A 26,292-nucleotide genomic window follows, 5' to 3' on the forward strand; every position below is an offset into this window, starting at 1 on the left:
TGGGCACTGGACTACATGAACACCCGCTACGGCAGCCCCAACGCCGCCTGGAACTTCTGGCAGTCCCACCACTGGTACTAAGCCGACCCATCGGCTTCCCCCACACCCCGGGAGCCGGACAGGGACCACCGGAGTGACCCACGAGGGCCCGCGCCGCGCAACCGCGCGACACGGGCCCTCACCCCGTTCCCGGGGCGGCCGGGACGGACTGCCGGGCGTCGCGTCCGCCGTGGTATGGCAGCGCCGCGGCCCCGAGGTCTCTGCCACCGCCCGGCCGGGTACGAGGGAATGGGGACGGGCCGTCGGCCCCTGTGCTCGGAAGTCGACGCCCAGGGGCGGTGGCCCGGCGTCGGTGAACCGGGCATCTCCGGCCCGGGACTTTTCCACAGGGCGGCAGGCCGTCCCCGTATCGGAGAAGATCTCCCGCCGGGTGCCGTCGATCATGTGCTGGCCGGTGTCGACCGCGCAGGGCGCGTACCCGACGTCGTGGAGGAACGCGGCGACGCGCACCGGCTCCTCATCGGCACCGAGGATCGGGGCGAGGAGCCGGGCCTGTTCCAGGGCCCGACAGGAGTGCGCCCAGCGCTGGGGGGCGCCCGTGAGCAGCGACTCGGCGGTCCGGTGCGCGAGGGGCAGGTTGATCGCTCAAGGCTGGGCGGCGACGGACGCCGGTTGCTCTGCGCTGGCATTCGCCGACCGCCGTCCGGAAACCGGTGGCCGGCTCGCAGCATCCCCGCCGGCTGCCGCAAGCGCCCCGCCCGGGGCGCCGGGGGCTCCATGACATCAAAACGTAACGCTTCCGTGAAAAGTCGTCAGGCGTAAAGTCTTCCCCAACTCCTGTTCAATCTGGCATGTTTCCTTCAATTCCCGTGCGATCCCCCTCACGCACGGGCCGAATCGGAGGACACGTGTCACCCCTGATATCCCGGCGGCTCGGCCGCCCGGCCGCAGCCCTCGCCGTGCTCTCGGCCATGGCGCTCGCCACCCCCACCGCGTTCGCGACCGCCGCCACCGCGACCACCACCCCCACCGTCCCCGGCGCCGTCTCCGCCCCCGCGGCCCAGGCCCCCGCCGTCGCGGGCTCCGCGGCCGGCTGGGCCGCCGGCACCCGCGCCTACCTGGTGATCAGCGCCCCGGCCGACGTCGCCGCCGCCAAGGCCGCCGTCGCGGCCAAGGGCGGTACGGTCTTCGCGAGTTACGACCAGATCGGCGTCATCGTCGCCCACTCCACCAGCACCGGCTTCGCCGCCTCGCTGCGGACGGTCACCGGAATCCAGCAGGTCGGCGCGACCCGCACCTCCGACGTGCCGGCCGACGCCTACAGCCCGGCGCTGCCCGCAAACCCCGCCCAGGCGGTCACCACGCTCACCGAGTCCAACCGCTGGGACATGACCCAGATCAAGGCCGACCAGGCCTGGAACGTCACCACCGGCTCGCCGTCCGTCAAGGTCGGCGTGCTCGACACCGGCGTGGACGACCAGCACCAGGACCTCGCGCCGAACTTCGACGCCGCCGACTCGGTCTCCTGCGCCTACGGCAAGCCCGACACCCGCAGCGGCGCCTGGCGCGACGTGGACACCCACGGCACCCATGTCGCCGGTACCATCGCGGCCGCGAAGAACGGCAAGGGCGTCATCGGCGTCGCGCCGGGCGTGAAGATCGCCTCGGTCCGGATCGCCGAGCCGACCAGCACCCTCTTCTTCGCCGAGAACACCGTCTGCGGCTTCGTCTGGGCCGGTGACCACGGCTTCAAGGTCACCAACAACAGCTACTACACCGACCCGTGGCAGTTCAACTGCCCGAACGACCTCGACCAGGCGGCCCTCATCGAGGGCGTCAAGCGCGCCCAGGAGTACGCCGAGGGCAAGGGCTCGCTGCAGGTCGCGGCGGCCGGCAACTCCAACTACGACCTGGCCAACAAGACCACCGACACCGCGAGCCCGAACGACTCCACCCCGACCACCCGGACCATCAGCAACGCCTGCCTCGACATCCCCACCGAACTCCCCGGCGTGGTGACCGTCGCTGCCACGGGCAGCGGCAGCGGCAAGGCCTCCTACTCCAACTTCGGCCGGGGCGTCATCGACGTCGCTGCGCCCGGCGGCGACGGCGCCACCGGCGTCTACTCGACCCTGCCCGGCGGCAAGTACGGCACCAAGAGCGGCACCTCGATGGCCTCCCCGCACGTCACCGGCGTCGCCGCGCTGCTCGCCAGCGCCGACCCGACGCTCACCCCGGCCGACATCCGGGCCCGCCTCGCGAGCCAGGCCAACGACCTGGCCTGCCCCGTCTCCGACAGCCGCTGCACCGGCACCACCGCCAACAACGGCTTCTTCGGCGAGGGCCAGGTCGACGCGCTGAAGGCCGTCGGCGGCGCCACCCCGCCCACCGGCACGTACTTCGAGAACACCGCCGACGTGGCGATCCCCGACAACACCACGGTGGAGAGCCCGATCACCGTCACCGGCGTCACCGGCAACGCGCCCGCGACGCTCAAGGTCGGCGTGGACATCAAGCACACCTACCGCGGTGACCTCGTCCTCTCCCTCGTCGCCCCGAACGGCACGGTCTACCTCCTGGAGGACTTCGCCGACAGCGACAGCACCGACAACGTCGCCAAGACCTACACCGTCAACGCCGCCGCGAGCGCGGCGAACGGCACCTGGAAGCTCCGGGTGAAGGACGGCGCCGCCGGCGACACCGGCACGATCGACGCCTGGAACCTCACCTTCTGAACCCTCTGAACCCTCTGAACCATCTGAACCTCATGGCCTCCCCGTTCCACCCGGCCGCCCGATGCCCCACGGCGTCGGGCGGCCGGTCTCGCGAGCCGGCAGCGAGCGGGACGCCGAGTGCCACCGGGGTGGCGTACCCGGCGACGCCGCGTCGGATCAGCGCGTCCCCACGTCCAGCGTCCAGTAGTGCTGGATCTCGGTGCTGCCCGGCGGTCGGGCCTGGTGGTAGTAGCCCACGCCGGCTTCCAGGGCCGCGCAGTTGAGGATGAGGTTGCGGTGCGCCCAGTGCCATGCCGAGTCCCGCTGCATCCAGAACTCCACGGCCTGAGCGGGATCGGGGGCGGGCTCGGGCTGCCCCTGCTGGAAGTAGACGTTCTCCCCGCGGTAGGTGTGGTAGCCCGCGAGGTCCATGGGTTCGCCGTTGTCCCACACCAGTTTCCCGTCGGGCCCCAGATGCATGTTCGGGTCCACCTGGACCTGGGCGCTGGGAACGGTGGACAGGTAACTGCTGTGGTCGTACGCGATGTTCCTGAGCTGCTGGGAGAACTGGAAGGGGCTGGGGCAGGCGCTCATCTTCGCCTCTCCCTGCGGGTCCGGTTCGAGAAGGGGGTACAACTCCGGGTGCGTCCGTGCCCGGTTGACCAGGTCGAAGAGCTCCTGCTCCAGCGGATTCGGCGCGGGACCGGCGCCCGAGGTGATCTGTCCGATCATGCCGCTGAAGTACTCGGTGAACCACAGGTTCCCGTCCGGCCCGGACGCGATGGCGTACGGGTGGCCGTCCGCGGTGGGCAGCGGATATTCGGTGACGGATCCCGTCGACGTGATGCGCCCGATCCGGTTGCCCGTGGACTCGGTGAACCACATGTTTCCGTCGGAGCCGAACGCGATGGCGTACGGGGAACTGCCCGCGTTGGGCAGTGAGTGTTCGGTGACGGATCCCTTCGATGTGATCCGCCCGATCCGGTCGGCCCTGGACTCGGTGAACCACAGGCTCCCGTCCGGGGCGGCCGCGATGCCGGTCGGCCCGCTGTCGGGGGTCGGCAGGGAGAATTCGGTGACGGATCCCGTCGGGGTGATCTGCCCGATCGTCCCGTTCCAGTAGTCGGTGAACCAGAGGTTTCCGCCCGGCCCCGCCACGATCCCCAGCGGGCGACCGCCCTCGGTGGGCAGGGTGAACTCGGTGATGGCCCCGGCCGGGGTGATCCGCCCGATCGTGCCGTCCCAGTACTCGGTGAACCAGAGGTTTCCGTCGGGCCCGGCCGTGATGCCGAACGGGAAGGCATTCGAATGGGGTACGGGGAATTCGGCGATGTCCCCGGCCGGGGTGATCCGCCCGACGGCACCGCCGAAGTACTCGGTGAACCACAGGTTTCCGTCCGGCCCGGCGGTGATGCCGAACGGGAGACTGACCGGGGTGGGCAGCGGGAACTCGGTGGCGGATCCCGTCGAAGTGATCCGCCCGATCCGGCTGCCCGTGGACTCGGTGAACCACAGGTTGCCGTCCGGCCCGGCCGCGATCCCGAGCGGATGGCTGTTCTGTACGGGCAAGGGGTATTCGGCGATGGACCCGCCCGGGGTGATCTGCCCGATCACACCGTTGTCGTATTCGCTGAACCACAGGTTGCCGTCCGGCCCCACGACGATCCCGGTCGGCCCACTGTCCGCGGGGGGCAGGTGGAATTCGGTGACGGACCCGTCCGGGGTGATCTGCCCGATCTTGCCGCTGACGTACTCGGTGAACCACAGGTTCCCGTCCGGGCCCGCCGCGATCCCGGAGGGCTGGCTGCCCGCGGTGAGCACCGTGTGCTCGGCGATGTCCCCGCCCAGGGTGATCCGTCCGATCCGGTTGCCGGCGCCCTCGACGAACCACAGGTTGCCGTCCGGCCCCGCCGTGATGTCCCACGGGGAGCTGTCCGAGGTGGGGACGGGGTATTCGGTGACGTTCCCGCTCGGGGTGATCCGTCCGATCCGGTTGCCGGTGGACTCGACGAACCACAGGTTGCCGTCCGGCCCCGCCGTGATCCCCGTCGGGCCGCTGCCCGCGTCGGTCAACGGGTGCTCGGTGATGGACCCGCCCGGGGTGATCTGCCCGATCACACCGTTGTCGTACTCGGTGAACCACAGGTTGCCGTCCGGGCCGGCCGTGATGCCCCACGGGAAGCTGTTCGGGCTGGGGACGCGGTACTCGGTGACGGCACCGGCCGGGGTGATCCGCCCGATCATGCCGCTGTCGTACTCGGTGAACCACAGGTTCCCGTCCGGGCCGGCCGTGATCCCCGTCGGCCCGCCGTCCGGAGTGGGCAGGGGATACTCGGTGACGGCCCCACCCGGGGAGATCCGCCCGACCAACCCCCGGTCGTACTCGGTGAACCACAGATTGCCGTCCGGCCCGACCGCCAGGTCCCAGGGGTAGGAGGAGCTACCCGGGGTGGACAGGGCGTACTCGGTGACGACCCCGGGGAGAACCGCGGCCGGCGCGCCCGCCCGGAAGGAATGCGGCAGACGACCTCGACGAAGGCCGCGCAGGGTGAAGGGTGTGGGTGTGGGCATGGGAGAACCTCATCCGCGTCCACCGCGGCACCGGCCGCGGTACGGGGGCGTCGTCGCGGCGCAAGTGGCCGAGTAGCCGAGTGGTCGAGTGGCCGGGTAACCGAGTGGCCGAGCCGGGCTCGGTGCCGAACGGCGGGCGCCGACCCGAGACGAGCCGCTCGTGGGCCCAGCCCTCACCCCTGCCGGATGCGACGAGCACGGCGAGGTTCGACACCCGTCCCGCTTCCGCTTTCAGCCTGTTACCCCGTGTGGGTGATCGCAACTTGCGCGTTCCCGGGGCCGCCGAACCGAGCCCCGAGCGCACTCGATGAGGGAGAGTCCGAGGCGGGTGCCGAAGACGGCGGACTGCGGTTCGCGCTGGTGCTGCTCGTAGCGGTCGAGCATCGGGGCGGGGTCGGTGGCGGGGTGTCCGGCGTGCCGGCGGCACAGCGCGGCCAGGCAGGCGGTGACGGTGGCTTCCCAGGGGTCCCCGGGCAGGGTGTCGGCGATCAGGTCCAGCGCGCCGTCGGTGTCGCCGCCGGAGGCGAGGGTGCCGTGAGGATGCCGGGACAGTCTTGTCCGTGGTGACGGATAGGGTCCGTTCGTCAGCCTCCCCCGCTCCTGTGAAGGGGTTCCGATGGCCCGCACCACTCCACCGCGCCCGGTCGACATAGCCGCCGTCTTCCCCGAACTGGCGCCCCTGGCCCGCCGGACGGTGCGTCTGCACCCGCGCCTGGGCACGCCGACCGTCCGAGACAGCTCCGTCGGTGGCCCACTGCTGTGGCCGGCCGACGAGCCCTGGCCCGTGTGCACCGAGCCGCATCCGGAGGGCGAGCCGCCCGTGTCGCCCGCCGACGTTCGGCTGCGCCGCAGACTCCTCGACATCGGCTGGGCCGGCGGGACGCGCACCGCACAGGAGGAAGCGGCCCTGAACGCGACGTACGAGGGGCATCCGTGGAGCGGGGAGCCCAACCTCCTCGTGCCGGTGGCCCAGCTCTACGCGCGCGACGTCCCGGGCCTGCCCTGCCCCGACGGGGCGGACCTGCTCCAGGTGCTGTGGTGCCCCCTGGAACACGAACCGGAGTGGATGCCGGCCACCCGACTGGTGTGGCGCTCTTCGGCAGAGGTCGGCGGGGTGTCGGCCGTACAGCCGGAGCCCGCAGACGCGTCCAACCACGGCCAGTACGTGCCCGAGCCGTGCGTCCTGCACCCGGAGGTGGTGACGGAGTACCCGTCGTCGCCGGAACTGGAGCCGGGCCTGGCGAGCCGGATCGCGGACTGGTGCGAGCAGGAGTTCACCGGCAAGGACCCCGGATACCGGTCGGCCGACGAGTTCCGGGCCTACTACCAGTTCGAGCTGTCGGTCGCTCCGGGCTGGAAGGTCGGCGGCTGGGGGCCGTGGAGCTTCCGCGACGCGTGGGTCATGCGGTGCAGCGCCTGCGAGTCGGTCATGAACCCGCTGCTGACGATCAGCTCCGGCGCTCTGGACGGCAGCGGCTGGGACCCCGTCGAGGACCGGGACGCGGACGACGACATCGGCATCCAGATCGGCCGGAGCTACAACATGCAGCTCTACTACTGCCCGGTCTCCTTCGACCACCCGCACCTGGAGATCATGCAGTAGCCCTCACGGCGCGGGCCCGGGCCACGGTCTGTTCCGCTCCCGGAACCACGGTGGCACCCGGCCGGGGAGCAGGCCTTCGACGACGGAGGCGACGTGACCGAGTCCGCGGGAAGCCGCCTACTGGCGGTGCGATTCGGGCAGGGCCCGGTTCCCGACACCTTCGCCTTCACCCCGGAGGGGAAGCGGAGGAGCGCGACAACCCGCTGAACCGATCACGTGATGCCTCTGCCGAAATGCCGCGGCGAGCAGGCCCGGTCGCCACCGGCGCGCCGTGCGGCATCCGCCGCCCCGGGTGGTGAACGTGATCAGTCGAGGTCGAGGCCGACGTGGAGGTGGCGATGAGAGTCGTGTTCGTGCACGGGGCGTGTGTTCGGGACGGGTCGTGGTGGTGGCACCGCACCGCCGAGCTGCGGCGAGACGGGCGTGCCCGGCGGCCTCGGCGGGCCGGGTCTCCCGGAGGACGTCGCCGCGGTGCGGGAGATGCTGAGGGCGAGTGACGAGCCGACCGTCGTGGTCGCCCACAGCTACGGCGGCATCGTCACCGCCGAAGCCGCCGCGGGAGTCGGGTCGGTGCGCCACCTGCTGCTGGTCTCCAGCTACCTGCCCGAGGTCGGGCAGAGCCTGTCGCAGTTCGGCGACGGCCACCCCGCCCCCTTCCTCGACGTCGACCCCGACAACGGCACGTTCGGGGTCCGCCCGCAGTCGCTCGCGGACACCTTCCTGCAGGACTGCGACCCGGAGGTCCAGGCGCAGGCGGCCGACCACCTCGCCCGGCAGAGCCTCCAGGTGACCGGGCAGCCGGTCGGCGCGGCCGCATGGCGGCAACTGCCCTCCACCTACCTCGTCTGCGCTCAGGACCGGGGCACCCCGCCGCGGCTGCAACGCGAGTTCGCCCGCCGCGCCGGCCGCGTCGTCGAGCTCGATGCCGGCCACCACCCGTTCCTGTCCCAGCCCGCGGCGGTCCGGGACCTGCTGTTGAGCCTGTGACGACAGCTGCGGAGGAGAACCGGGCCGGCGATCGGAGCACGAACCGGAGGAAGCCTGCCGGGACGTCGTGGACTGCGGACCGCGGACCGGTGGGTCGCTACGAGCCGGGGCAGTTGGCGAACGCGTATTCGTCCGCGATGGTGAACACGCCGGCACAGCGCGGGCATTCGGCGTCGCCGAAGAGGTAGGTGATTGCGCGGGCGAGTTCCTCCTGCCCGTCCCGGACGGCCGTCTCGTGCATCCACCGGCCTGGCCCGGACAGCCCCTCGGGGGACGCCGGCCGCAGATCGCGTCGGTCGACGTCAGCCCTCTGCGTTGGACCACATCGCGCCGTCCACGTCGCGGAAGCCGACCACCTACCACAGCGTGCAGCCCCAGTTGAAGGGCGGCACCACTCCAGCCGGCGCTCTCCCAGTGGGATCCGGTCCAGCCTGTCGACGTCCAGGCGGCCCCGGTTCAACGTGTCGCACAGGGCTCCGTGCCCGCGCCGGTGCTCGGGCGCCAGCGCCAGGTCCACCAGCGTCTTCACCCGCCCGTCGCTGTAGAGCGCCGCGTCATGGCAGTACCCACTGACAATCGACACAGTCCGAGCGCAGCCGGATGTTAAACGTCGAGTTGGGCCACCGCGCCGGGCAGCCCGAAGGCGGCCCGGCGCCCGCGCACCACCGAAGCGGCGCCGTCAGCCTCGCCCGCCGGAATCGGCGGCGAGGCGGCCGAGCATCGCCATCACGATGATCCGCGTCTTCTTGTCGTTCGTCACCGCGCAGTGGGCGTCGACGCCCCGCTCGTCCGGTGCCGCATCCGGGTCGGTCAGGCCCAGCCGGACCAGGTCGACGGCGTACTCATGGCACTGGGAGTAGCTCGCTGCGGCGCTCACCGCCTCGACGTGGTCGATGCGGACAGGATCCTCGGCACGCAGCAGCGCCGGGGTGGGCACAGGGCCCAGTGTCTCCTTGATCCACGCCGACACGGCCTCCCGGGAGCAGCCCTGTTCCAGCTTCGAAGCGTTCGCGGCGGTGAGGGCCAGATGGACAAGGAGCAATCCGAACCACTGGGCGGCCTCGCGCGGAGGGGTGTCCACGCCCGTCGGCGGCATCACGGCCTGGTACAGCGCAGCCACGTCATCGTCGCGCGCGGCGGCGGCGACGGCCTTCACGGCGCTGCCGAGGGCAGCCTGGTCGATGGTCACGTCGTGGTTCTCCTTATGGTCGGCAGCGCCAACGTACCGCTTCCTTGGGGGGATTGGTGCGGTTTGCGCATGGTTCGGCCCCGGGCTGAAGGCACTCGTGGGCGGGCGCCACGGCCGGCCGTGCGCCGTGCCGCGTCGGTGAGTCCGATCGGCCAAGGCCGGTCGACGACGGACGCCGGTCAGTGGCCGGTGGCGCGAGGAGGAGGCCGACAACGGTGGCCGGGTGCGGGCCGAGGACGGCAGTCCCGGCGGGCCGTTGGGTCGGTTGCGGAACCCTACGTGCCCGAGGGCGCGCCGGTGTTCCCGGCTGGTCCGCGGTGGCTTGCCGAGCTCGGGGCGGTGTTTCGGCGGACGTGGTGAGCGAGGTTGTGAGCGAGGTGGCGAGCGTGGTCGAGGTCCGGGTCGGGGGAGTCGTCGGGGCTCCGCGAGCATGCGGCCGGTGCCGTCAAGGCGGTTGTCCGGCAGTATGGGGCGACGTTCCCCGAAGCCGTTGCGAGATCACCCACGATGATGAGGACGAGTTGCTGACGTTCCATGACTTCCCGGCCGAGCACCGGGCCCACCTGCGCTCGACCGATCCGATCGGGTCGATGTTCGCCGGCGCGGGCCGCCCGGCAGGACCGGCCCCGGTGGTGGCGGCATGATCCGGCCGACCAACGGGGCACTGCACCATGTCGAGATCTGGGTGCCGGACCTGGAGCGGGCCGTCGTCTCCTTCGGCTGGCTGCTGGAGGCCCTGGGCTACACGCTCTTCCAGAGCTGGAGCAACGGCCGCAGTTGGAAGCTCGGAGCGACCTACCTGGTCTTCGAGCAGTCCCCGGACCTCACCGCCGGCCGGCACGACCGGTGCCGGCCCGGGCTGAACCATCTGGCGTTCCACGTCGAAGACCACCACACCGTGGAGGCGCTGGCCTCCGAGGCGCCGCGGCACGGCTGGAACCTGATGTTCCCCGACCGCCACCCGCACGCCGGCGGTGAACAGAGCTACGCCGCCTACCTGGAGAACACCGACGGCTTCGAGGTCGAACTCGTCGCCATCGACCCGTCCGAACCGGACTGACGACGATCACCCCAGCCACAGGTCGTGACGCGGCAGCTGGTACACGGTTTCGAAGGACGGAACGACGGTGCGGCTATGGGAGTTGGCGACACCGGGGTGAGCCGCGGCATCGGCGCCGCACGCCCGGCAACGGTCATCCGCGGCCGTTCTTGACGAAGCCGCACGCGTGGCGGGTCTGCTCCCCTATCGTCGGGTGGCATGGGGAGCTTGGGGGACGGCGGGTTCGGCGGCGCGGTGCCCTACCCGGGTGTGCCGCCGGTGTTCGAGGACCGGACGCCGGACGCGTGTGTCGTGGTGCCGGGCATCATGGGCAGCGTCCTGGAGGACGCCGCGACGGGCCGCCCGCTGTGGGGTGTGGACCTCGGGATGCTGACGGGTGCGTCGGCCGGTGGGGGGCTGTTCGGTGCGCTGCGGGCGGACGAGTCGGAGCGGGCCGCCGACGCGGACACCTTCCGGCGGGCGCCGCTGACCCGCGTCCGGGCGACCGGGCTGCTGGCGAAGCCGTGGTGGCTGCCCGTCCTGGAGGGGCTGGACCCCTACAGCGAGGCGGTCAAGGCCCTGCGGGAGGTCACGCTGGCGCCGGAGGCGGTGGCGCCGTTCCCGTACGACTGGCGCCTCGCCGTCGCCTACAACGGCGCGGTGCTCGCCCGGGCGGCCCGCGCGCACCTGACCGGCTGGCGGGAGCGGGTCGCCGCCCGGCCCGAGTGGCGGGCCGCCGGTGGGCGGCAGCCGCGGCTGCTGTTCGCCGCGCACTCGATGGGCGGGCTGGTGGTGCGGGCCGCGCTGGAGCAGGACCCCGAACTCGCGGCCGACACCCGGGCGGTGGTCACCGTCGGGACCCCGTTCCTCGGCTCCGTGAAGTCCGTCCTCACCCTCAACCTCCTGCACGCCGGGGCGAAGCCGGCCAGGCTGCTGCGACAGGTGCAGGCGATGGCGGCGACCCTGCCGGGCGTCCACGACCTGCTGCCCGACTACCGCTGCCTGGACCGCGGACTGGACGTCGACCGGCTCACGCCCTCCGATGTCGCCAGGCTCGGCGGCGACGAACACCTGGCCGCCCGCTCGCTCGACGAGCACACCCGCCGCTGGGAGCACCCGTTCGCGATGCCCGGGCACCGCGCGATCGTCGGCGAGGCACAGCCCACCGTTCAGACCCTCGACGAACAGCAGTATGCCGGGCACGCGGTCGCCGTCGGACGGCACCACTCCTTCGACGCCGGCGAGGACGGCGATCTCGTCCGCGACCCGGCCACCGGCATCCCCGCCCGCCGGGACTCGCGCGGCGACGGCACCGTCCACACCCCGTCCGCCCAGGCCGGCGGCACTGAGGCACGCACCTACGTCTTCGGCCAGCACGGCACCCTGATGCGCCACGACGACGTCCTGCGCCAGCTCCGCAACATCGCGCTGGAACGCCCCCAGGGGCCTCGCCTCTCCGGCACCAGCGCCGGACCGGGCCTGGAGACTCCGCAACTCGGTGGGACGTTCGGGCAGCCGCTCACCCTCCACGCGACCGGCCTCGACACGCCGGCCAGGGGGAGCCTCACCGTCCGCAGCGCCACCACCGGCCGTATGGGCCACCCCCTCACCCTCCGCCGCGACCCCGACCGTACGGACGGCGCCCTTGCCGCCCGCTTCACCGCCGACGCGCCCGACCTGTACCGCGTGACCCTGGACGTCGAGGACCACGTACCGATCACCCAGCTCGTCCTCGTCAGCCCACCCGACGCCTGAACCGGAAACCCGGCCTCGACCGCACCCGACGCCCGAACCTCCGCCTCGCCAGCCCGCCCGACGCCTGAATCGGAATCCCGCCTTGGCCACACCCGTCGGCACCGACCGGAACCCGACCGAACCGTCCCCCGAGGGCGGCGGGATCGAGCTGTTCCCGGTGAACTTCACCGCCTACCGGCAGCACCCCGCCCTGGACACCGAGGCCCACGTCCGGGCGATCGCCGACCTGCTCGCTCCCTACGGTCCGCGCGTCAACAGCTGGACCACCCCCGAGGACGAACGGGACCGGCAGGCCGTCGAGGACCGGCTCGGCGAGTGGAAGCGGCCCACCGCCTCCCGCGGCGGCAACACGGTGCTCTACTGGGTCGGCCACGGCAGCGCCGAACACCTCGCCCACCACCGCACCCCCGCCCCCATCGACGACGGGATCTCCCCGGAGGAGGTCGCCCGCGCCATCGGCAGCCGCCAGATCCACCCCGACAGCGAGGACAGTTGGGCGATCGTCGTCATCGACGCCTGCTTCTCCCAGGACTTCGCCCAGGAGGTGCACCGCGTCCTCCTCGGCAGGAAGTACCGCGATGCCGGCCGCTACCTGCTGCTGTCCACCGCGGCCGAGGGCTACACCGAACTCGGGGCCTTCACCGGCGCCCTCCGCCGCGTCCTGAGCGTCACCTTCCGCGGGAAGCCCGACATCGGCCTCGCCGAACTGGGCGTCGAACTCAACCGTGAACTGCGCGGCGGCTACCGCGGGGACCGGGCCGTGCCCGGCGACCGGCTCGTGCGGCTCACCCCCGATGCCGCCACCACGGTGTCCGCGCCGCTGGACCAGCTCGCCGAACTCCAGGACGTCATCGACCGGTTGCCCACCGACGAGCAGCGCCACTTCCTCCCCAAGGCGTCCGGTGCCGAACTCGGTGAACTCGCCTGGTACTTCCACGGCCGCACCGAGGAGCGCGACCACATCCTGCGCTGGCTGGCCACCGCGACCCGTGGCACCCTCGTCGTCACCGGCCCCGCCGGCTCCGGCAAGTCGGCCCTCCTCGGCCACGTCCTGCTGCACACCCGTACCCGGCTGCGCGACGTCCTCGTCCGCCACGGTCACCTGACCGCGCTGCCCGCCGAAGTGCCCTGCCCGGACGACCCGTTCGACCTCGTCGCCCACCTCTCCGGCCTCAGCCTCGCCCGCACCGTCCAGCTCGTCGCCGAAGCCGTCGGCCTGCCCGACCTCGTCCGGCACGCCGACGACGGTCAGCCACCCGCCGTCCTCGCCGCCCGACTCGTCGCCCGGCTGCGCGCCCGGCCGACCCGGCTGACGCTGCTGTTCGACGCCCTCGACGAAGCCGAGCAGCCGCTGCTCATCGCTGCCCTCCTGCTGCGCCCCCTCGCCGCCCTGCCCGCTGTCCGGGTCGTCATCGGCACCCGCCGCTCCACCCACGAAGGCCCCGACCAGCCCGCCCCCACCGACACCGACATCCTCGACGCGCTCCGCCCCCGGTCGGACCGCACCCGGCCGACCCGTCGCGAGGCCGGACCGCGGGCCGACGTCCAACAGTGGGCCGATGTCGAACACGTCGAGGTGAAGCAGGACCCTCAGGCCCTCGCCGGATACCTGCACGCCAAGCTCGACGCCGCCAGACAACGCGGCGCCCTCGACGCCGACGACGCGACCATCGAGGACGCCGTTCACCGCCTCGTCGCCGACCACCAGCAACACGGCGCCGAACCACAGCAGTTCCTCTACGTCCGGCTCGCCGCCCATGAACTCCTCAACGACCCGGGCCTTCTCAGCGACCCCACCCCCCTGATCGGCCGCACCCACCGCCAACTGTTCACCCGCGCCCTCCAGCGACTCCACCGCACCAACCCGGACTACGCCCCGCTCCTGCGCGCCCTCGGCCTCGCCCAGGGCCGCGGCCTGCCCGCCCAGGACGGCATCTGGGCCCTTGCCGCCGACGCCCTCGCCGTCCACGCCCTCGAGAGCCGCACCGACACCGGCGCCGGCATCCCCGAGCTGCTCCGGGACGCCGCTCCCTACCTCACCCTCGACCACGAACACGAACGGAGCGTCTACCGCCTCGCCCACCGCACCTTCACCGAACACTTCACCGCCGACCCGGACACGGCCGGCGGCCACGCCCTGCTCACCGCCGCCCTCGCCCGGCACGGCCGGCAGAGCCTGGGCACGCAGGAGGACGCCGCCGCCCCGCCGGACGCGGTCGTCAGCCCGTACATCCGCCACCACCTCGCCGCCCACGCCCGCCTGGGCCACACCGCCGGAGCCCTCCACACCCTCGCCGACCACACCGAGGTCCTCGATGCCCTCGACCTCACCAGCATCACCGCCGCGGCCTTCGACCACGGCCTGCCCTCCCACGAACTGCCCCCGGCCATCGCCGGAACCGTCCTGCTCCAGCATCACGCCCGCGACACCGCAGGCCCCGAGCAGTCGGCGGACAGTGCGGCCGGCTGGCGCCGTTGGTGGCGCCGGCTCGGCACCAGCTACATCCAGGGCGCCCCACCCCCGGCCGAAGCACGCCCCCGCGACCCGCGCGGATGGCCTCCGGAACTGACCGTCGGCGAAGTCCGGCAACGTCAACTCCACCTGCAACTCACCGGCCACACCGACAAGGTGAACGCGGTGGCGCTGTTCACCGCGCCCGACGGAACTCCGCGGCTGGCCTCGGCCGGTGCGGACCGGACGGTGCGGATCTGGGACCCGGCCACTCGCGCCCAGGACGGCCCCTCCCTCACCGGCCACACCGACAAGGTGCGTGCGGTGACGGTGTTCACCGAAGCCGACGGCACCGTGCGGCTGGCCTCGGGCGGCGACGACGGGGCGGTGCGGATCTGGGACCCGGCCACCGGAACCCAGGACGGCGTCCCCCTCACCGGCCACGGCAGCGCAGTCGCCGCGGTGGCGGCGTTCACCGCGCCCGACGGCACCGTGCGCCTGGCCACGGGCGGCGACGACAAGACGGTGCGGATCTGGGACCCGGCGACCCGCGCCCAGGAGGGCCGAACCCTCACCGGCCACACCGACGAGGTGAACGCGGTGGCGGTGTTCACCGCGCCCGACGGCACCGCGCGCCTGGCCACGGGCAGCGACGACAAGACGGTGCGGATCTGGAACCCCGCCACCGGCGCCCAGGAAGGCCGAACCCTCACCGGCCACAGCGGCGTCGTCCTCGCCGTGGTGGCGTTCACCGCACCCGACGGCACCGCGCGCGTGGCCACGACCGGCGGCGACGGGACGGTACGGATCTGGGACCCCGCCACCAGCACCCAGGACGGCGAGACCATCACCGGCCACAACTTCGGAGTGGCGGCGATGATGGTGCTCACCGCGGCCGACGGCACCCCGCGCCTGGCCACCGGCAGCTATGACGGGGCGGTGCGGGTCTGGAACCCGGCCACCGGCGCCCTGGAAGCCGTACCCGTCGCCAGCGACGACCACTGGGTGAGTGCGCTGGTGCAGTTCACCGCGGCCGACGGCACCCCGCGCCTGGCCACGGGCGGCGAGGACCACACGGTGCGGATCTGGAACCCGGCCGCCCGCCCCCAGGAAGGCGAACCCGTCGACGACGGCATCTACGGAGTGATGGCGGTGGTGGTGTTCACCGCACCCGACGGCACGCCGCGCCTGGCCACCGGCAGCCACGACAAGACGGTGCGGATCTGGAACCTGACCACCGGCCGGCAGGAAGGCGCGCCCCTCACCGGCCACACCAGCTGGCTGCGTGCGATGGCGGTGTTCACCGCGCCCGACGGCACCCCGCGCCTGGCCGCCGGTGACGGTGACGGGACGGTGCGGATCTGGAACCCCGCCACCCGCGCCCAGGAGGGCGTGCCCCTCACCGGGAACGGCAGGGGGGTGGATTCGCTGATGGTGGTCACCCCGGCCGACGGCACGCCGCGCCTGGCCGCCGGCGACGGCGACGGGAACGTGCGGATCTGGAACCCGATCACCTGCACCCAGGAGGGCGGCCCCCTCACCGGGAGCACCAGCGGGGCGCGGAAAGCGGCGGTGTTCGACGCGGCCGACGGCACGCCGCGCCTGGCCGTCGGCGGCGGTGACGGGACGGTGCGGGTCTGGAACCCGGCCACCGGTGCCCTGGAAGGCGCACCCCTCACCTGCCACGACTACTGGGTGAGCGCGGTGGTGGCGTTCGACGCGCCCGACGGCACGGCGCGGGTGGCCAGCTGCAGCATCGACAAGACGGTGCGGATCTGGGACCCGCACACCCGGACCGGGCAGACACTGAACCTCGCGGACGGAGTCGAGGCACTGGCGGAAGGCCACGGACTGCTCATCGCGGGCACGCGGTCGGGCTACCTCGCGATCGACATCGCGTCTCTGCCCACCGACCCCGCCGGCACCGGCACCCCGGACGCCCCGCTGTGACCATGGGACCGTTCCCCGCCGGTCGGGCAGCGCGTGCGAGGCGCCACAGGAGCCGCGCTCACGGGAACGCCGCGGCCGGTCTGGCATGCTCGCGTGCATGGACGGTGCCCCCGGAACGGAGCGTCGGCCGGGCGAGCCCCGGTCGGCGCGCGACGCCGCGTTCCTGAAGCGCTTCGACGCCGCCATGCGGCTGCCGCTCGTGGTCTCGACTCTTCTGCCGCTCGTCATCGTCCCGCAGTCGGGCGGGGCGGTCGGCGTCGTCGTCGGCATCGCCACCTGGCTGGTGTTCCTGGCCGACTACGTCGTGCACGTTCGTCGCCGTCACCACTACGGGCGCACCGGACTGGGCTGCTTCGACCTGTTCGTGGTGGTGGCCACCGCGCCGTGGTTCCTGTTCCCCGGCGCGTCCGCGGGCCGGTTCGCGGTCATGCTGCGCCTGGCTCGGCTGGCCCGTCTGGTGATGGTCAGCCGAGGAGCCCGCCACCTGTTCGAGCAGTTGGGGCGGGTCGCCGTTGTGGCGATCGGGATCGTGGTGGTCGGCTCGCTGACCGCGTACCGTGCCGAGAGCCCGGTCAACCCCGAGTTCGCGACGGTCGGCGATGCCCTGTGGTGGGGCATCGTCACCATCACCACGGTCGGTTACGGGGACATCGTTCCCGAGACCCTGTCGGGGCGCTGGGTGGCGACGGCCATCATGATCACCGGGATCGCCGTGTTGGGTGTGCTCGCGGGGTCGCTGGCGAGCTTTCTCCGACTCGACAGGAGCGGGACGTCCACCGAGGAGGTCGGCGAGTCGTCGTCGCCCGCGGCCACGCCCACCGCCGCGGCCACCGCGTCCGCGGACGCACCCCTGGAGGCCCTGACCGCAGAGGTGGCAGCCCTGCGTCGCGAGGTCGCCGACCTGGCCCAGAGGCTTGCGGGAACCCGCCCCGAGCCGCCTGCGGCCGGGGCGGACGACGGCGTCTGAACCCGGGTGGGGCCCTGACGGCATCGGCGGCACATCCGGCCGGACCTCTCCTCCGACGTCCTCCCGGCTGACCCGGGCGGCGCTTCGCCTGCGTGCCGTCCCGGCTGCACACGGGTCCGGCGGACATGATCGGGACCACGTGCATCGTCCGACGACCAGCGAGAGCAGGAGGCTCCTGATGGCAGCTGCCGGATTGTCCTTCGACGTGGTGAGCATCGAGAAGCCCGATGACGTGAACGTGATCATCGGGCAGTCGCACTTCATCAAGACCGTGGAGGACCTGCACGAGGCCATGGCCTCGGTGGGCCCGCACCTGCACTTCGGAATCGCCTTCTGCGAGGCCTCCGGCGCCTGCCTCGTCCGCCGGTCAGGCAACGACGACGAGTTGGTGCCGCTCGCGGTACGCAACGCGCAGGCGATCGGTGCCGGCCACTCCTTCGTGATCCTGCTGCGCGGCGGCTACCCGGTCAGCGTCCTCAACACCCTCAAACTGGTGCCCGAGCTCTGCGGCGTCTTCTGCGCGACCGCCAACCCGGTCGATGTCCTGCTGGCCGTCACCGGTCGGGGCCGCGGCGTGATCGGCGTGATCGACGGCGTACCACCGGTCGGGGTTGAGACCGACGGGGACGCCGCGGACCGCCACGGCCTGCTGCGCCAGATCGGCTACAAGCTCTGAACTCATCGTCCAGCAGTCCGAGCGCAGTGCTCTGGGCTCTGCGTTCGGTCCGGCTCCGCGGACCTGCTCCGTCGGCCCCGAAGGCGTCGGCGGGGAAGGGCGGTTCAAGGCACCGCTCGTAGGGACCGGGTCTGTCGGTGCGACTTCGTAAGGTCGACGCATGATCGATCGCGAAGCCTTCTCCCCATTGCTGTTCTTCGAGTTCGACCACAAGCCGGGCACGTTCTGCCTGATTCTGAGTGGCAGTCACCTGGTCGCCTCCGAGGACGTGTTCGCCGAGTGCGGGCAGCACAGCAACGGCTACGGCTGGGAGGACGTGGCCAGGTCGGCGCTGTTCGCCCGCGCTCCGCAACTGGCCGGCCGACTCGACAGCGGCCTCGACTTCGACTCCGAGGCCGGCATGTTCTGCGCCTTCGGCGAGGATGCCGATGCCCTCGCCGCGGTGCTGGGCGCGAAGGTGCTGGGCGCCGCGCACCTGAACGAACTGCTGGGCGAACGCCCGCTGGACGCCTTCGTGCTCTTCTCCTCCGGCGCCGCGGCCTGGGGCAGCGGCGCGCAGGCCGGCTACGCGGCCGCCAACGCCTTCGTCGACGCGCTGGCCGAGGACCGCCGCGCCCGCGGGCTGGCCGCCACCTCCGTCGCCTGGGGCGCCTGGGGCGGCGGCGGCATGGTCGACGCCGCTTCGGAGGAGCGCCTGCGCTCGCGCGGCCTGGACCCGATGAGCCCCGAGCTGGGGGTCCTGGCGCTGCGCCGCGCGGTGGAGTGCGAGGACACCACGCTGGTGGTCGCCGCCGTGGAGTGGGAGCGCTTCGTGCCCGGCTTCACCGCGGCCCGGCCCAGCCCACTGATCGGCGATCTGCCCGAGGTCGCGCGCCTGCTCGCCGCCCAGGAGGCCCAGGACGACACCGAGGACGGCGCCGAGCCCCCCCGCTGCGCCGGCTCGCCGCCCTGACGGCCACCGAACACGCCTCGGAGATCGTGGAGTTCGTCCGCGGCGAAGCCGCCGCCGTGCTCGGCCACCCCTCGAAGGAGGCGGTCCAGGCGCAGCACGTCTTCCTGGAGCTGGGCTTCGACTCGCTCACCGCGGTCGAGTTCGGCAAGCGGCTCAGCCGGGCCAGCGGCCTGCGGCTGCCGAGCACACTGGCCTTCGACCACCGCACCCCGGTCGAGGTCGGCCGGCGGCTGCAGTCCCTGCTGGCGGAGCGCGGCGCCCCCGGGGCCCCGGCCGCGGGAGCGGGCGCCGGCACGGGCTCGCCGGAGCCGTCGGAGTCGCAGGACCTCATCGTGTCGCTCTACCGCCGGGCCGGTGAACTCGGCCGGCTGACGGAGGGGATCGAACTGGTCACCGCCGCCGCCCGGTTGCGGCCGGTCTTCGACGCGGCGTCCGCCGCCGACCACCTGCCCGAGCCGGTGCAGTTCGCGCAGGGCCAGGACGGCCCGGCACTGGTCTGCCTGGGCCCGTACATGGCGCCGTCGGGAGTCCACCAGTACGCCCGGTTCGCCGCCGCGTTCGGCGGCCGGCGCGGCATCTGGGCGCTGTCCGAGCCGGGCTTCGCCCTGGGGGAGGACCTGCCCGGGGACGTCGAGGCGCTGATCGAGGCGCACGCGACGGCCATCGAGCGCAGCGTGGGCCATCAGCCGGTCGTGCCGGTCGGCTACTCCTCGGGCGGCTGGGTCGGGCACGCGGTCGCCTGCCACCTGGAGCGGCTCGGCCGTCCGGTGGCGGGGATCGTCATGCTGGACGGCTTCACCCGGCGTCAGCGCATGGGCGAACGGTTCCAGTCGGCGGTGGTGGAGGGGCAGTCGGAGCGCTTCGAGTTCGTCTCCGCGCCGGGCACCCAGCTGACCGCGATGGGCGGGTACCTGCGGATCTTCGAGGACTGGGACGCCCCGCAGGCCGCCGCCCCGACGCTGGTCGTCCGGGCCGCGGACTGGATGGCCCGCAACGATGCGGACGCCGACGATCGCCCCGCCGCCCCCGAGCACGCCGACACCGTGACCGAGGTGCCCGGCAACCACTACACCCTGATGGAGCGCCACGCCCCACGAGGCCGCCGCGGCGGTCGACGAGTGGCTGGACAAGCTCCGCCCGGTGGGGGAGTGACCGCCGCCGGCCGGCCGCCCTCCCCCCCGAGTCCACCTCCCGTCCACGAAGCAAGGAACGACACCTCCCGTGAACAGCCCTCCTGTTGACGACCTGTGGATCCGCAGGTTCCACCCGCGCCCGGACGCCGGGGCGCGCCTGGTCTGCCTGCCGCACGCCGGCGGCTCCGCGAGCTTCTTCCTCCCGGTCTCCCGGGCGATGCCGTCGTCCGTGGACGTCCTGTGCGTCCAGTACCCCGGACGCCAGGACCGCCGCGCCGAACCGTTCCTCGACAACATCCCCGACCTCGCCGACCGGGTCTTCGCCGCGCTCCTGCCGTGGACGGACCGGCCGCTGGCGTTCTTCGGCCACAGCATGGGCGCCACCCTGGCGTTCGAGGTGGCCCGGCGCCTGGAGCGGCAGAAGGGCCTGGTGGCGGCCGGCCTGTTCGTCTCCGGCCGCCGCGCCCCCTCCACCCACCGCCACGAGACGGTGCACCTGCGCGACGACGACGGCCTCATCGAGGAGATGCGGAGCCTGAACGGCACCGACGCCCAACTGCTCGGCGACGAGGAGATCCTGCGCATGATCCTCCCCGCCACCCGCGCCGACTACAAGGCAGCCGAGACCTACGCCTACGAGCCCGGCGAGGCCCTGCGCTGCCCGCTGGTCGCCCTGACCGGCGACAACGACCCCAAGGCCACCGTCGACGAGGTCGCCGCCTGGGCCGATCACACCGAGGGCCCCTTCGACCTGCGGGTCTTCCCCGGCGGCCACTTCTACCTGGCCGCCCACCAGGCCGCGATCGTCCGCACGATGACGGACCGGCTGACCGCCGCCGCCTGAGCACCCGCCCGTGACGGCCCGGACCGGCAGCGACCGCTCCGGGCCGTCACGGCACGGCCCCGCCGCTCTGGCAACGAGGTCGGCGCCGCCGGCTTCATGGGGCGGCCACCAGGACGGGTCCCTCGTCGCTGCACCGCCGTCGGCCCCCCGATGTGTCCGCACACCGGGGGCCGACGCCATCGGGCCGTCCCGAAGGTTCAGCCGAACCGGAAGAGCGCGGTGTGGGTGCTGCCGTCGACCAGGCCGAGGGTGAACACCTGGCAGGTGAGGGCGTAGGCCCGGTCGGTCTTCCAGAGATAGGTGTAGACGCCGCTGCTGTCGTCGTACCGGAGGCGGACGTGGCCCGGGCTGCTGGTGGGGGTGGGCGGGTCGAGCGGCGCGCCGGTGGTGCAGTCGACGTGCTGCGCGGTCGGGTACCCCGGAGCGATGACGCCGAGGCCGCGGTCGCCGCCGAGGCCGAACCTGATCGGGACGGTCTGTCCGGCGTGGGCCCGGTTGACCGCGGGCGGGTTGGCGACCGGCGGCAGGAAGCCGTTGAACGGGAACTCGTCGACGTGGTGATCCACTCCTACCGGCACCGGTACGGCCTGGTCGAGGGCGACCCCCGCTACCAGGGTCCCGAAGACCTCATCGCCGCCCAGCCGCCGGTCTCCGTACCCACCGTGGTGCTGGAAAGCGGCGCCGACGGCGTGGGCGGCCCGAGCGCGGCGGAGGACCGCGACTGCTTCACCGGACCGTACGAACACCGCCTCCTCCCGGGCGTGGGACACAACGTCCCGCAGGAGGTCCCCGCCGCCTTCGCCGACGCGGTGGCCGGGCTGCTGACCCGTTAGGACCGTCCGGACCCTCCTGGGCGGGGAGCCGAACGGCGGGCGCCGCAGCGGTGGTGCTGCCGTGGCGGGCGCAGCCGCGACCGCCAAGGCGATCCGCCACCGCTCCGGTCGGCCGTGCGCCCGCCGACGTCACCGCGACCGAGCCGGTTCGCCGGTCGGGGCGGCGAGTTCCTTGGTCATGAAGACCCGGCCGGCGCCCGGCGGGTCGCAGGGCACCTCTCCCAGACGCCTCCATCCCTGCTTCTCGTAGAAGCCGGGGGCCTGGAAGGTAATCGTGTAGAGCACGGCCGTGCGGCAGCCGCGGGCGCGGGCCTCGCTCTCGGCCCGTTCGAGGACCTCCGTTCCCAGCCCACCGCCGCGCAGCCGTGGCGGCAGGTAGAAGAGGTCGAGGAAGAACAGCCCGAGCGAGGTCCGCCCGGTCAGTCCGCCGACCACCTGGCGCGTCTCGGGATCATGGACCAGGACGGACAGCGGCCTGCGGTCCGCGACTCCCGTGTGCTCGGTGTTGAAGCGGTCCAGCGCGTCCGAGATCACCGCGACGTCCGCCGGGGTGGGGGCGTCGGTGACCACCAGGCCCATCGGGAGTCCGGGACGGCGGGAGGCGGTGACGGTCGGGTCGGACGCGGTCATGGTGGCTCCAGTGGGTGAGCGAGGGCGGCACGGCCTCGCGGGCGGATGACGGCGCGGGGCCGGTGAGCCCTGCGCGCAGCCCGACGGTAGGGCGGGGACACTTCGACGGAGGTCGAAGGGACGTCGACGACAATGGGCACCGTGGACATTCAGCGTGCGGGCCAGGACGTGGGTGTGGACCTGGCGGGCGTGGCCAGGCTGCTGGCCGACGGCACCCGGGCCGCCTTCTGCCTGGCCCTGCTCGACGGCCGGGCGTGGACGGCCAACGAGCTCGCGCGCCATGCCGGCGTCGCACCGTCCACCGCGACCTCGCACCTGAACCTGCTCGTCGACGGCGGACTCCTCGTCGAGGAACGGCACGGACGCCATCGCTACGTACAGGTGGCCGACCGCAGGGTGATCGAGCTGATCGAGAGCCTCGCCGCACTGGCCCCCCGGCACAGCGCCCCGCCGCGTTCGCTGGCGGCCTCCGGCCGGCAGCAGGCACTGGCCCGTGCGCGACTGTGCTACGACCACCTGGCCGGAACCGTCGCGCTGGCGATCACCGACGCGATGGTCGAGCACGGACTGCTGGAGTGGGGCCCCGAGCCGGGCCTGACCGACAAGGGCGCCCGCTGGCTCGCCGAGACCGGTGTCACGCTGCCCGCCGGCTCACGCCGACCACCGGTGCGCGCCTGCCTCGACTGGACGGAGCGCCGTCCCCACCTGGCCGGCGCCGTGGGCGCCGCCCTGTGCGCCCACGCACTCGCCAGCGGATGGATGACGCGCATCGGCACCACCCGCGCTCTCCTCGTGACGCCCGCCGGCCGCCGGGCGTGGCACGACCACCTCGGTCTGTCGCCCGCCGACCTCTGATCCTTCGGCGGTCGCGACGGTGTGGCCGGGGGCGCCGCCCACTGCTCCTCGGTATTCTGCGGTTCCAGAAATCCGCAGCCGAATTCCGAAGGGGGCCACCGTGTCCGATGATGCGAAACGTCGCATTTTCTCGGTGTCCGACTCGGGTGGCGGTGTGCGGACGGGGACGGGGACGGCGACGTGCGCCGGGGCCAAGCCGAGCCCGTCCACCGGCGCACTGCCGCAGGGGCGCAACAGGCCGGCGTGGAGACGGCATTGACTCGACGGCCCCGTCCAGCGTGACGACCGTCCGACCGCGATCACGGACTTCGCAGTTACGGGAAACTCCTGCTGTGGCTCCCGGATACGGGAACGACATCGCGCCGCAGGAATTTCATCATTCTTACCGGAATTCGACAGGAAAAGCCGATCCATGAAACCCGTTCTCGTCGGCGCCGCACTGACCGCCGTGGCACTCCTCGAAGCAGCGATCCCCGCCCTCGCCGCCTCCGCCGAGCCCGAGGTCGACGCCACCTGCGTGCGCACCCTCCACGGCACCTTCGACGGCCCCGCCGCCCCGGGCCGCGGCAACGCGTCCCAGGCCGACACCCTGCACATGACGGGCACCCTGACGTGCGTCGACCCGGCGGGCAAACCCCTCGCCGCCGGGACCGTCGACCACACCGTCTCCCTGCCACGCACCGAATGCACCGCCGACGAGCACGGCGACACCTCGGCCACCCGCGTCACCTGGGCCGACGGCGCAGTCTCCACGTTCGGGTTCGAACACACCGACGTCGTCAAGGCCGACGGGACCGCCTCGCTGGTCGCCGCCGGCGGTGTCACCTCCGACAGCGCGCGTTTCGCCGGTGACACGCTGCACGGGGTGGGCACCGGCGTCAGCACCGGGTGCGGCTCGTCGGCCGCCGCACGCAAGGTCGCCTCCACGATGGTGCTCCGCCTGACCCACCGGCCGAGGCCGGCCGTCGGCTGAGCGGACCCCGCCCGACAAGTCCGTCATCGGCCCCGCGCCCCCGAACGGGCCGGTGACGGAACCCGCCATCCGCGCTGGCACCCTGATCGCATGGACGATCTTGTTGGCACGCAGGCACCGGCACGTCGCCTGACCGACCTCCACGAGGCCCTCGCCGCTCTGGAGGCCGTCGTGCCGGGCCTGTCCGAGCTCCGCCTCCCGGCTCCCGAGTCCATCGACTGGCAGCTGGTGGAGGCCGGGCTCGGTACGGCTCTGCCCGCCGACTACAAGCTGCTGTGCGAGCGCTACCGGCCCTTCGTGCTCGGCGACTTCCTCGGCATCGGCGGTCCGACACCAGGTCACGAGGACCGTTGGCTGCGGGGCATGCGGGAAGAACTGGAGACCGTCGGGGAGTGGTGTGAGGAGACCGACCTGACCGACCCGTTGCACCCGTATCCGACCCCGGGCGGCCTCCTGCCGTGGGCCGGGTCGAACCAGGGGGACTTCTTCCTGTGGACCACCGGCCCCGCCGGCCCACAGGAGTGGACGGTCACGGTCGCCTCAAGGAGCTCCGCGTGGTGGCACTACACCGGAGGAGCGGTGCAGTTCCTGGCCGACCTGGTGGGCGGCGTGCTGGAACCCTGGGCTCTTCCCCGGGTCCGCGCCGATGTGACCGCCTTCTGACGCACCAGGCGGCCGGGCGCCTCCTGCCGCGTTGGTACTCCTGGGCGGCGGAGGGCGGAGGGCGCGGTCCGGCCTCACGGGTGGGGGACCACCGCCACCGGGGCGGCGGAGTGGTGGAGCACGGCGTGGGCGACGGGACCGAGCAGCATGCCGAGCCGGTGACGGCGCTCGCGTCGGCCGATGACGACCAGATCGGCTCCGGCGGCCGCGTCCAGGACGGCCCTCGCCCCGCCGCCGAGCCGGACGTCCTCGACGACCGCCACGTCCGGATGCCTCCGGCGGTGGTCCGCGAGGAGCTGCGAGAGCAGGGCCGTCTCCGTCCGCTCCTGCTCGGGGAGGTCCATCGGGGGCGGCAGCATGCTGCCGTAGGCCCAGGCGGGGAGCGGTTCCCAGCCGTGCACGGCGCGCAGTGCGGCGCCGCGGCGTTCCGCCTCCGCGAAGGCGAAGGCGAGGACGGCCTCCCCGGGATCGTCGGAGTCGAGCCCGACCACGACCTCACCGGGGGTTCCGGCGTTCCCGTGGGGAAGGGGCGCGGCCCCGCGGACGAGGATCGTGGGAACGGTCGCGCGGGCGGCCACGGCGAGGGAGACCGAGCCGACCAGCAGGCCGACGAACCCCCCGAGGCCCCGGGAGCCGAGCACCAGCATCTCCTGGTCCCGCGCTTCGGCGACCAGCCCGTCCACCGGATCGTCGGGCCGCACCGCGGTCTCCACCGTCAGGTCCGGGTGGGCGAGGCGGATCCGGTCGGCGACCCGGGTGAGGGCGTCGAGCGCGGCGGGCCGCAGGTCCCCGGGCTCGGCCCGGTCCACGTTCTCGCCGCTCAGCCAGGGCCAGACGTGGAGCAGGCGCAGGGGCGCTCCGAGCCGGTGGGCCTGCGCGGCCGCCCACATGGCGGCGGTCTCGCTCCGCGGTGAGCCGTCGAGGCCGACCAGGATCTTCTGTGTCGTCACAGGTATCCCCCTGGGATCGAGTGGAGAGCGCCGGGAGCGACTGCCGCCCGGCTGCCCCACCAATCTGCCGCCCGGCCCCGTCGGAGCCCAGGGACCGACGGAACCCACCGCCGGGACCTTCAGCCCTCGGCCTGGCCGCTCGGCGCACGGGAGCCGTCGCGCGCTCAGCCGAAGGCGGTCTTCAGTGCCTGGATCGCCGTCTACGGGTCGGACAGGGCGTGATGGACGGCCCTTCGCGCAGGGCGTTTGTCTCGGGCGCCAAGGAGGAGTACTGTCTCCAAGTCGCTCGACTGGGAGCACCGGACACGCATCGGCGCGGACGGTCCCGGGGCGGCCAATCCTCTGAAACTCCACTTCCCAGGTTCGGGCTGGGGCGCGTCGGCATTTCCGCGTCGCGGCTCGGTGCTTATTTGGCGTGCTCGTTTTATCGGGTTGCGGTCGGATTCGCTTTTCGGAGCGGGGATCGGCTAGAGTTTGAAACGTCGGACAGGGCGTCAAGCCCCGGAAGACACCGGCGAGTTGGATGAACGAAGCCCCGGAAACGGAGCGGAAAGCA

General features: G+C 72.9%; 22 protein-coding genes and 2 pseudogenes. 17 read left to right on the forward strand and 7 right to left on the reverse strand.

The features are described 5' to 3' along the window. A pseudogene (locus tag ACGF0D_RS41055) lies at window positions 1–81 on the forward strand (lytic transglycosylase domain-containing protein); the annotation flags it as partial. Window positions 82–480: 399 nt separating this feature from the next. Here the strand turns inward: ACGF0D_RS41055 and ACGF0D_RS41060 are convergent. Continuing rightward, window positions 481–642, reverse strand: a pseudogene (locus tag ACGF0D_RS41060) (HD domain-containing protein); the annotation flags it as partial. 329 nt (window positions 643–971) lie between these two features. Between ACGF0D_RS41060 and ACGF0D_RS41065 the strand changes: the two are divergent. Continuing rightward, a complete protein-coding gene (locus ACGF0D_RS41065; protein ID WP_392925356.1) occupies window positions 972–2,735 on the forward strand; it encodes a S8 family serine peptidase in 1,764 nt (587 codons plus the stop codon). 156 nt (window positions 2,736–2,891) lie between these two features. Here ACGF0D_RS41065 and ACGF0D_RS41070 read toward each other — a convergent pair whose 3' ends face one another. Next, on the reverse strand, window positions 2,892–5,285 hold the full coding sequence (locus ACGF0D_RS41070) for a CAP domain-containing protein (protein WP_392925329.1): 2,394 nt from the start codon (window positions 5,283–5,285) through the stop codon (window positions 2,892–2,894). 616 nt (window positions 5,286–5,901) lie between these two features. Here ACGF0D_RS41070 and ACGF0D_RS41075 point away from each other — a divergent pair. Both ACGF0D_RS41075 and ACGF0D_RS41080 read left to right on the forward strand, forming a co-directional pair. Continuing rightward, window positions 5,902–6,888 (forward strand): hypothetical protein, encoded by a 987-nt coding sequence (locus ACGF0D_RS41075; protein ID WP_392925331.1) that lies wholly within the window; start codon window positions 5,902–5,904, stop codon window positions 6,886–6,888. Window positions 6,889–7,368: 480 nt separating this feature from the next. After that, window positions 7,369–7,875, forward strand: a complete 507-nt coding sequence (locus ACGF0D_RS41080) for an alpha/beta hydrolase (RefSeq protein ID WP_392925333.1) — start codon at window positions 7,369–7,371, stop codon at window positions 7,873–7,875. Window positions 7,876–7,972: 97 nt separating this feature from the next. Here the strand turns inward: ACGF0D_RS41080 and ACGF0D_RS41085 are convergent, their stop codons facing one another. Together ACGF0D_RS41085 and ACGF0D_RS41090 are read right to left on the reverse strand one after the other, a co-directional pair. Continuing rightward, window positions 7,973–8,116 (reverse strand): hypothetical protein, encoded by a 144-nt coding sequence (locus ACGF0D_RS41085; protein ID WP_392925357.1) that lies wholly within the window; start codon window positions 8,114–8,116, stop codon window positions 7,973–7,975. Between the two features lie 438 nt (window positions 8,117–8,554). Continuing rightward, complete coding sequence (locus ACGF0D_RS41090; protein ID WP_392883453.1) at window positions 8,555–9,064, reverse strand: hypothetical protein; 510 nt, start codon at window positions 9,062–9,064, stop codon at window positions 8,555–8,557. A gap of 521 nt (window positions 9,065–9,585) precedes the next feature. Here ACGF0D_RS41090 and ACGF0D_RS41095 point away from each other — a divergent pair. The 9 genes from ACGF0D_RS41095 to ACGF0D_RS41135 all read left to right on the forward strand — a co-directional run bounded on the left by ACGF0D_RS41095 (window position 9,586) and on the right by ACGF0D_RS41135 (window position 20,832). Next, the gene (locus tag ACGF0D_RS41095) at window positions 9,586–9,708 is read left to right on the forward strand and encodes a hypothetical protein (RefSeq protein WP_392883593.1); all 123 of its coding nucleotides are present in this window, start codon (window positions 9,586–9,588) and stop codon (window positions 9,706–9,708) included. After that, window positions 9,705–10,124, forward strand: a complete 420-nt coding sequence (locus ACGF0D_RS41100; protein WP_392925335.1) for a VOC family protein — start codon at window positions 9,705–9,707, stop codon at window positions 10,122–10,124. Before ACGF0D_RS41095 ends, ACGF0D_RS41100 begins: the two co-directional genes overlap by 4 nt. A 198-nt stretch (window positions 10,125–10,322) precedes the next feature. Beyond that, window positions 10,323–11,858 (forward strand): hypothetical protein, encoded by a 1,536-nt coding sequence (locus tag ACGF0D_RS41105; protein ID WP_392925337.1) that lies wholly within the window; start codon window positions 10,323–10,325, stop codon window positions 11,856–11,858. A gap of 82 nt (window positions 11,859–11,940) precedes the next feature. Further along, window positions 11,941–16,260: a hypothetical protein gene (locus ACGF0D_RS41110; protein ID WP_392925339.1), complete on the forward strand. Its 4,320-nt coding sequence runs from the start codon at window positions 11,941–11,943 to the stop codon at window positions 16,258–16,260. A gap of 97 nt (window positions 16,261–16,357) precedes the next feature. Beyond that, the gene (locus tag ACGF0D_RS41115; RefSeq protein ID WP_392925341.1) at window positions 16,358–17,227 is read left to right on the forward strand and encodes a potassium channel family protein; all 870 of its coding nucleotides are present in this window, start codon (window positions 16,358–16,360) and stop codon (window positions 17,225–17,227) included. A gap of 178 nt (window positions 17,228–17,405) precedes the next feature. Continuing rightward, on the forward strand, window positions 17,406–17,903 hold the full coding sequence (locus tag ACGF0D_RS41120) for an adenosine-specific kinase (RefSeq protein WP_392925343.1): 498 nt from the start codon (window positions 17,406–17,408) through the stop codon (window positions 17,901–17,903). 160 nt (window positions 17,904–18,063) lie between these two features. Continuing rightward, window positions 18,064–18,855, forward strand: coding sequence for an Imm51 family immunity protein (locus ACGF0D_RS41125; protein ID WP_392925344.1), 792 nt, complete (start codon window positions 18,064–18,066; stop codon window positions 18,853–18,855). A gap of 26 nt (window positions 18,856–18,881) precedes the next feature. Then, on the forward strand, window positions 18,882–20,096 hold the full coding sequence (locus ACGF0D_RS41130; RefSeq protein WP_392925346.1) for a thioesterase domain-containing protein: 1,215 nt from the start codon (window positions 18,882–18,884) through the stop codon (window positions 20,094–20,096). Beyond that, entirely contained in the window at window positions 20,077–20,832 is a 756-nt protein-coding gene (locus ACGF0D_RS41135) for a thioesterase II family protein (RefSeq protein WP_392925348.1), read from the forward strand. The genes ACGF0D_RS41130 and ACGF0D_RS41135 overlap by 20 nt, the downstream gene beginning before the upstream one ends. A 197-nt stretch (window positions 20,833–21,029) precedes the next feature. Here the strand turns inward: ACGF0D_RS41135 and ACGF0D_RS41140 are convergent, their stop codons facing one another. Beyond that, window positions 21,030–21,398, reverse strand: a complete 369-nt coding sequence (locus ACGF0D_RS41140; protein WP_392925350.1) for a PxKF domain-containing protein — start codon at window positions 21,396–21,398, stop codon at window positions 21,030–21,032. On the opposite strand from ACGF0D_RS41140, the gene ACGF0D_RS41145 reads away from it, so the two are divergent. Further along, window positions 21,387–21,665 (forward strand): alpha/beta fold hydrolase, encoded by a 279-nt coding sequence (locus ACGF0D_RS41145; protein WP_392925352.1) that lies wholly within the window; start codon window positions 21,387–21,389, stop codon window positions 21,663–21,665. The two genes, ACGF0D_RS41140 and ACGF0D_RS41145, sit on opposite strands and share 12 nt — an antisense overlap. Window positions 21,666–21,794: 129 nt before the next feature. Here the strand turns inward: ACGF0D_RS41145 and ACGF0D_RS41150 are convergent, their stop codons facing one another. Further along, window positions 21,795–22,295, reverse strand: coding sequence for a GNAT family N-acetyltransferase (locus tag ACGF0D_RS41150; RefSeq protein ID WP_392883431.1), 501 nt, complete (start codon window positions 22,293–22,295; stop codon window positions 21,795–21,797). A 132-nt stretch (window positions 22,296–22,427) separates the two neighbouring features. Here ACGF0D_RS41150 and ACGF0D_RS41155 point away from each other — a divergent pair, with 132 nt between their 5' ends. The 3 genes from ACGF0D_RS41155 (at window position 22,428) to ACGF0D_RS41165 (ending at window position 24,786) form a co-directional block, all read left to right on the forward strand. Further along, window positions 22,428–23,150, forward strand: a complete 723-nt coding sequence (locus tag ACGF0D_RS41155; RefSeq protein ID WP_392883430.1) for an ArsR/SmtB family transcription factor — start codon at window positions 22,428–22,430, stop codon at window positions 23,148–23,150. A gap of 412 nt (window positions 23,151–23,562) precedes the next feature. Then, a complete protein-coding gene (locus ACGF0D_RS41160; RefSeq protein ID WP_392883429.1) occupies window positions 23,563–24,123 on the forward strand; it encodes a hypothetical protein in 561 nt (186 codons plus the stop codon). Between the two features lie 90 nt (window positions 24,124–24,213). Next, window positions 24,214–24,786, forward strand: a complete 573-nt coding sequence (locus ACGF0D_RS41165) for an SMI1/KNR4 family protein (RefSeq protein WP_392925354.1) — start codon at window positions 24,214–24,216, stop codon at window positions 24,784–24,786. 74 nt (window positions 24,787–24,860) lie between these two features. Here ACGF0D_RS41165 and ACGF0D_RS41170 read toward each other — a convergent pair whose 3' ends face one another. After that, window positions 24,861–25,736 (reverse strand): universal stress protein, encoded by an 876-nt coding sequence (locus tag ACGF0D_RS41170; protein WP_392883426.1) that lies wholly within the window; start codon window positions 25,734–25,736, stop codon window positions 24,861–24,863. Window positions 25,737–26,292: the final 556 nt, after the last annotated feature.

The organism is Kitasatospora sp. NPDC048298 (genome assembly GCF_043201465.1).
Classification (GTDB): Bacteria; Actinomycetota; Actinomycetes; order Streptomycetales; family Streptomycetaceae; genus Kitasatospora.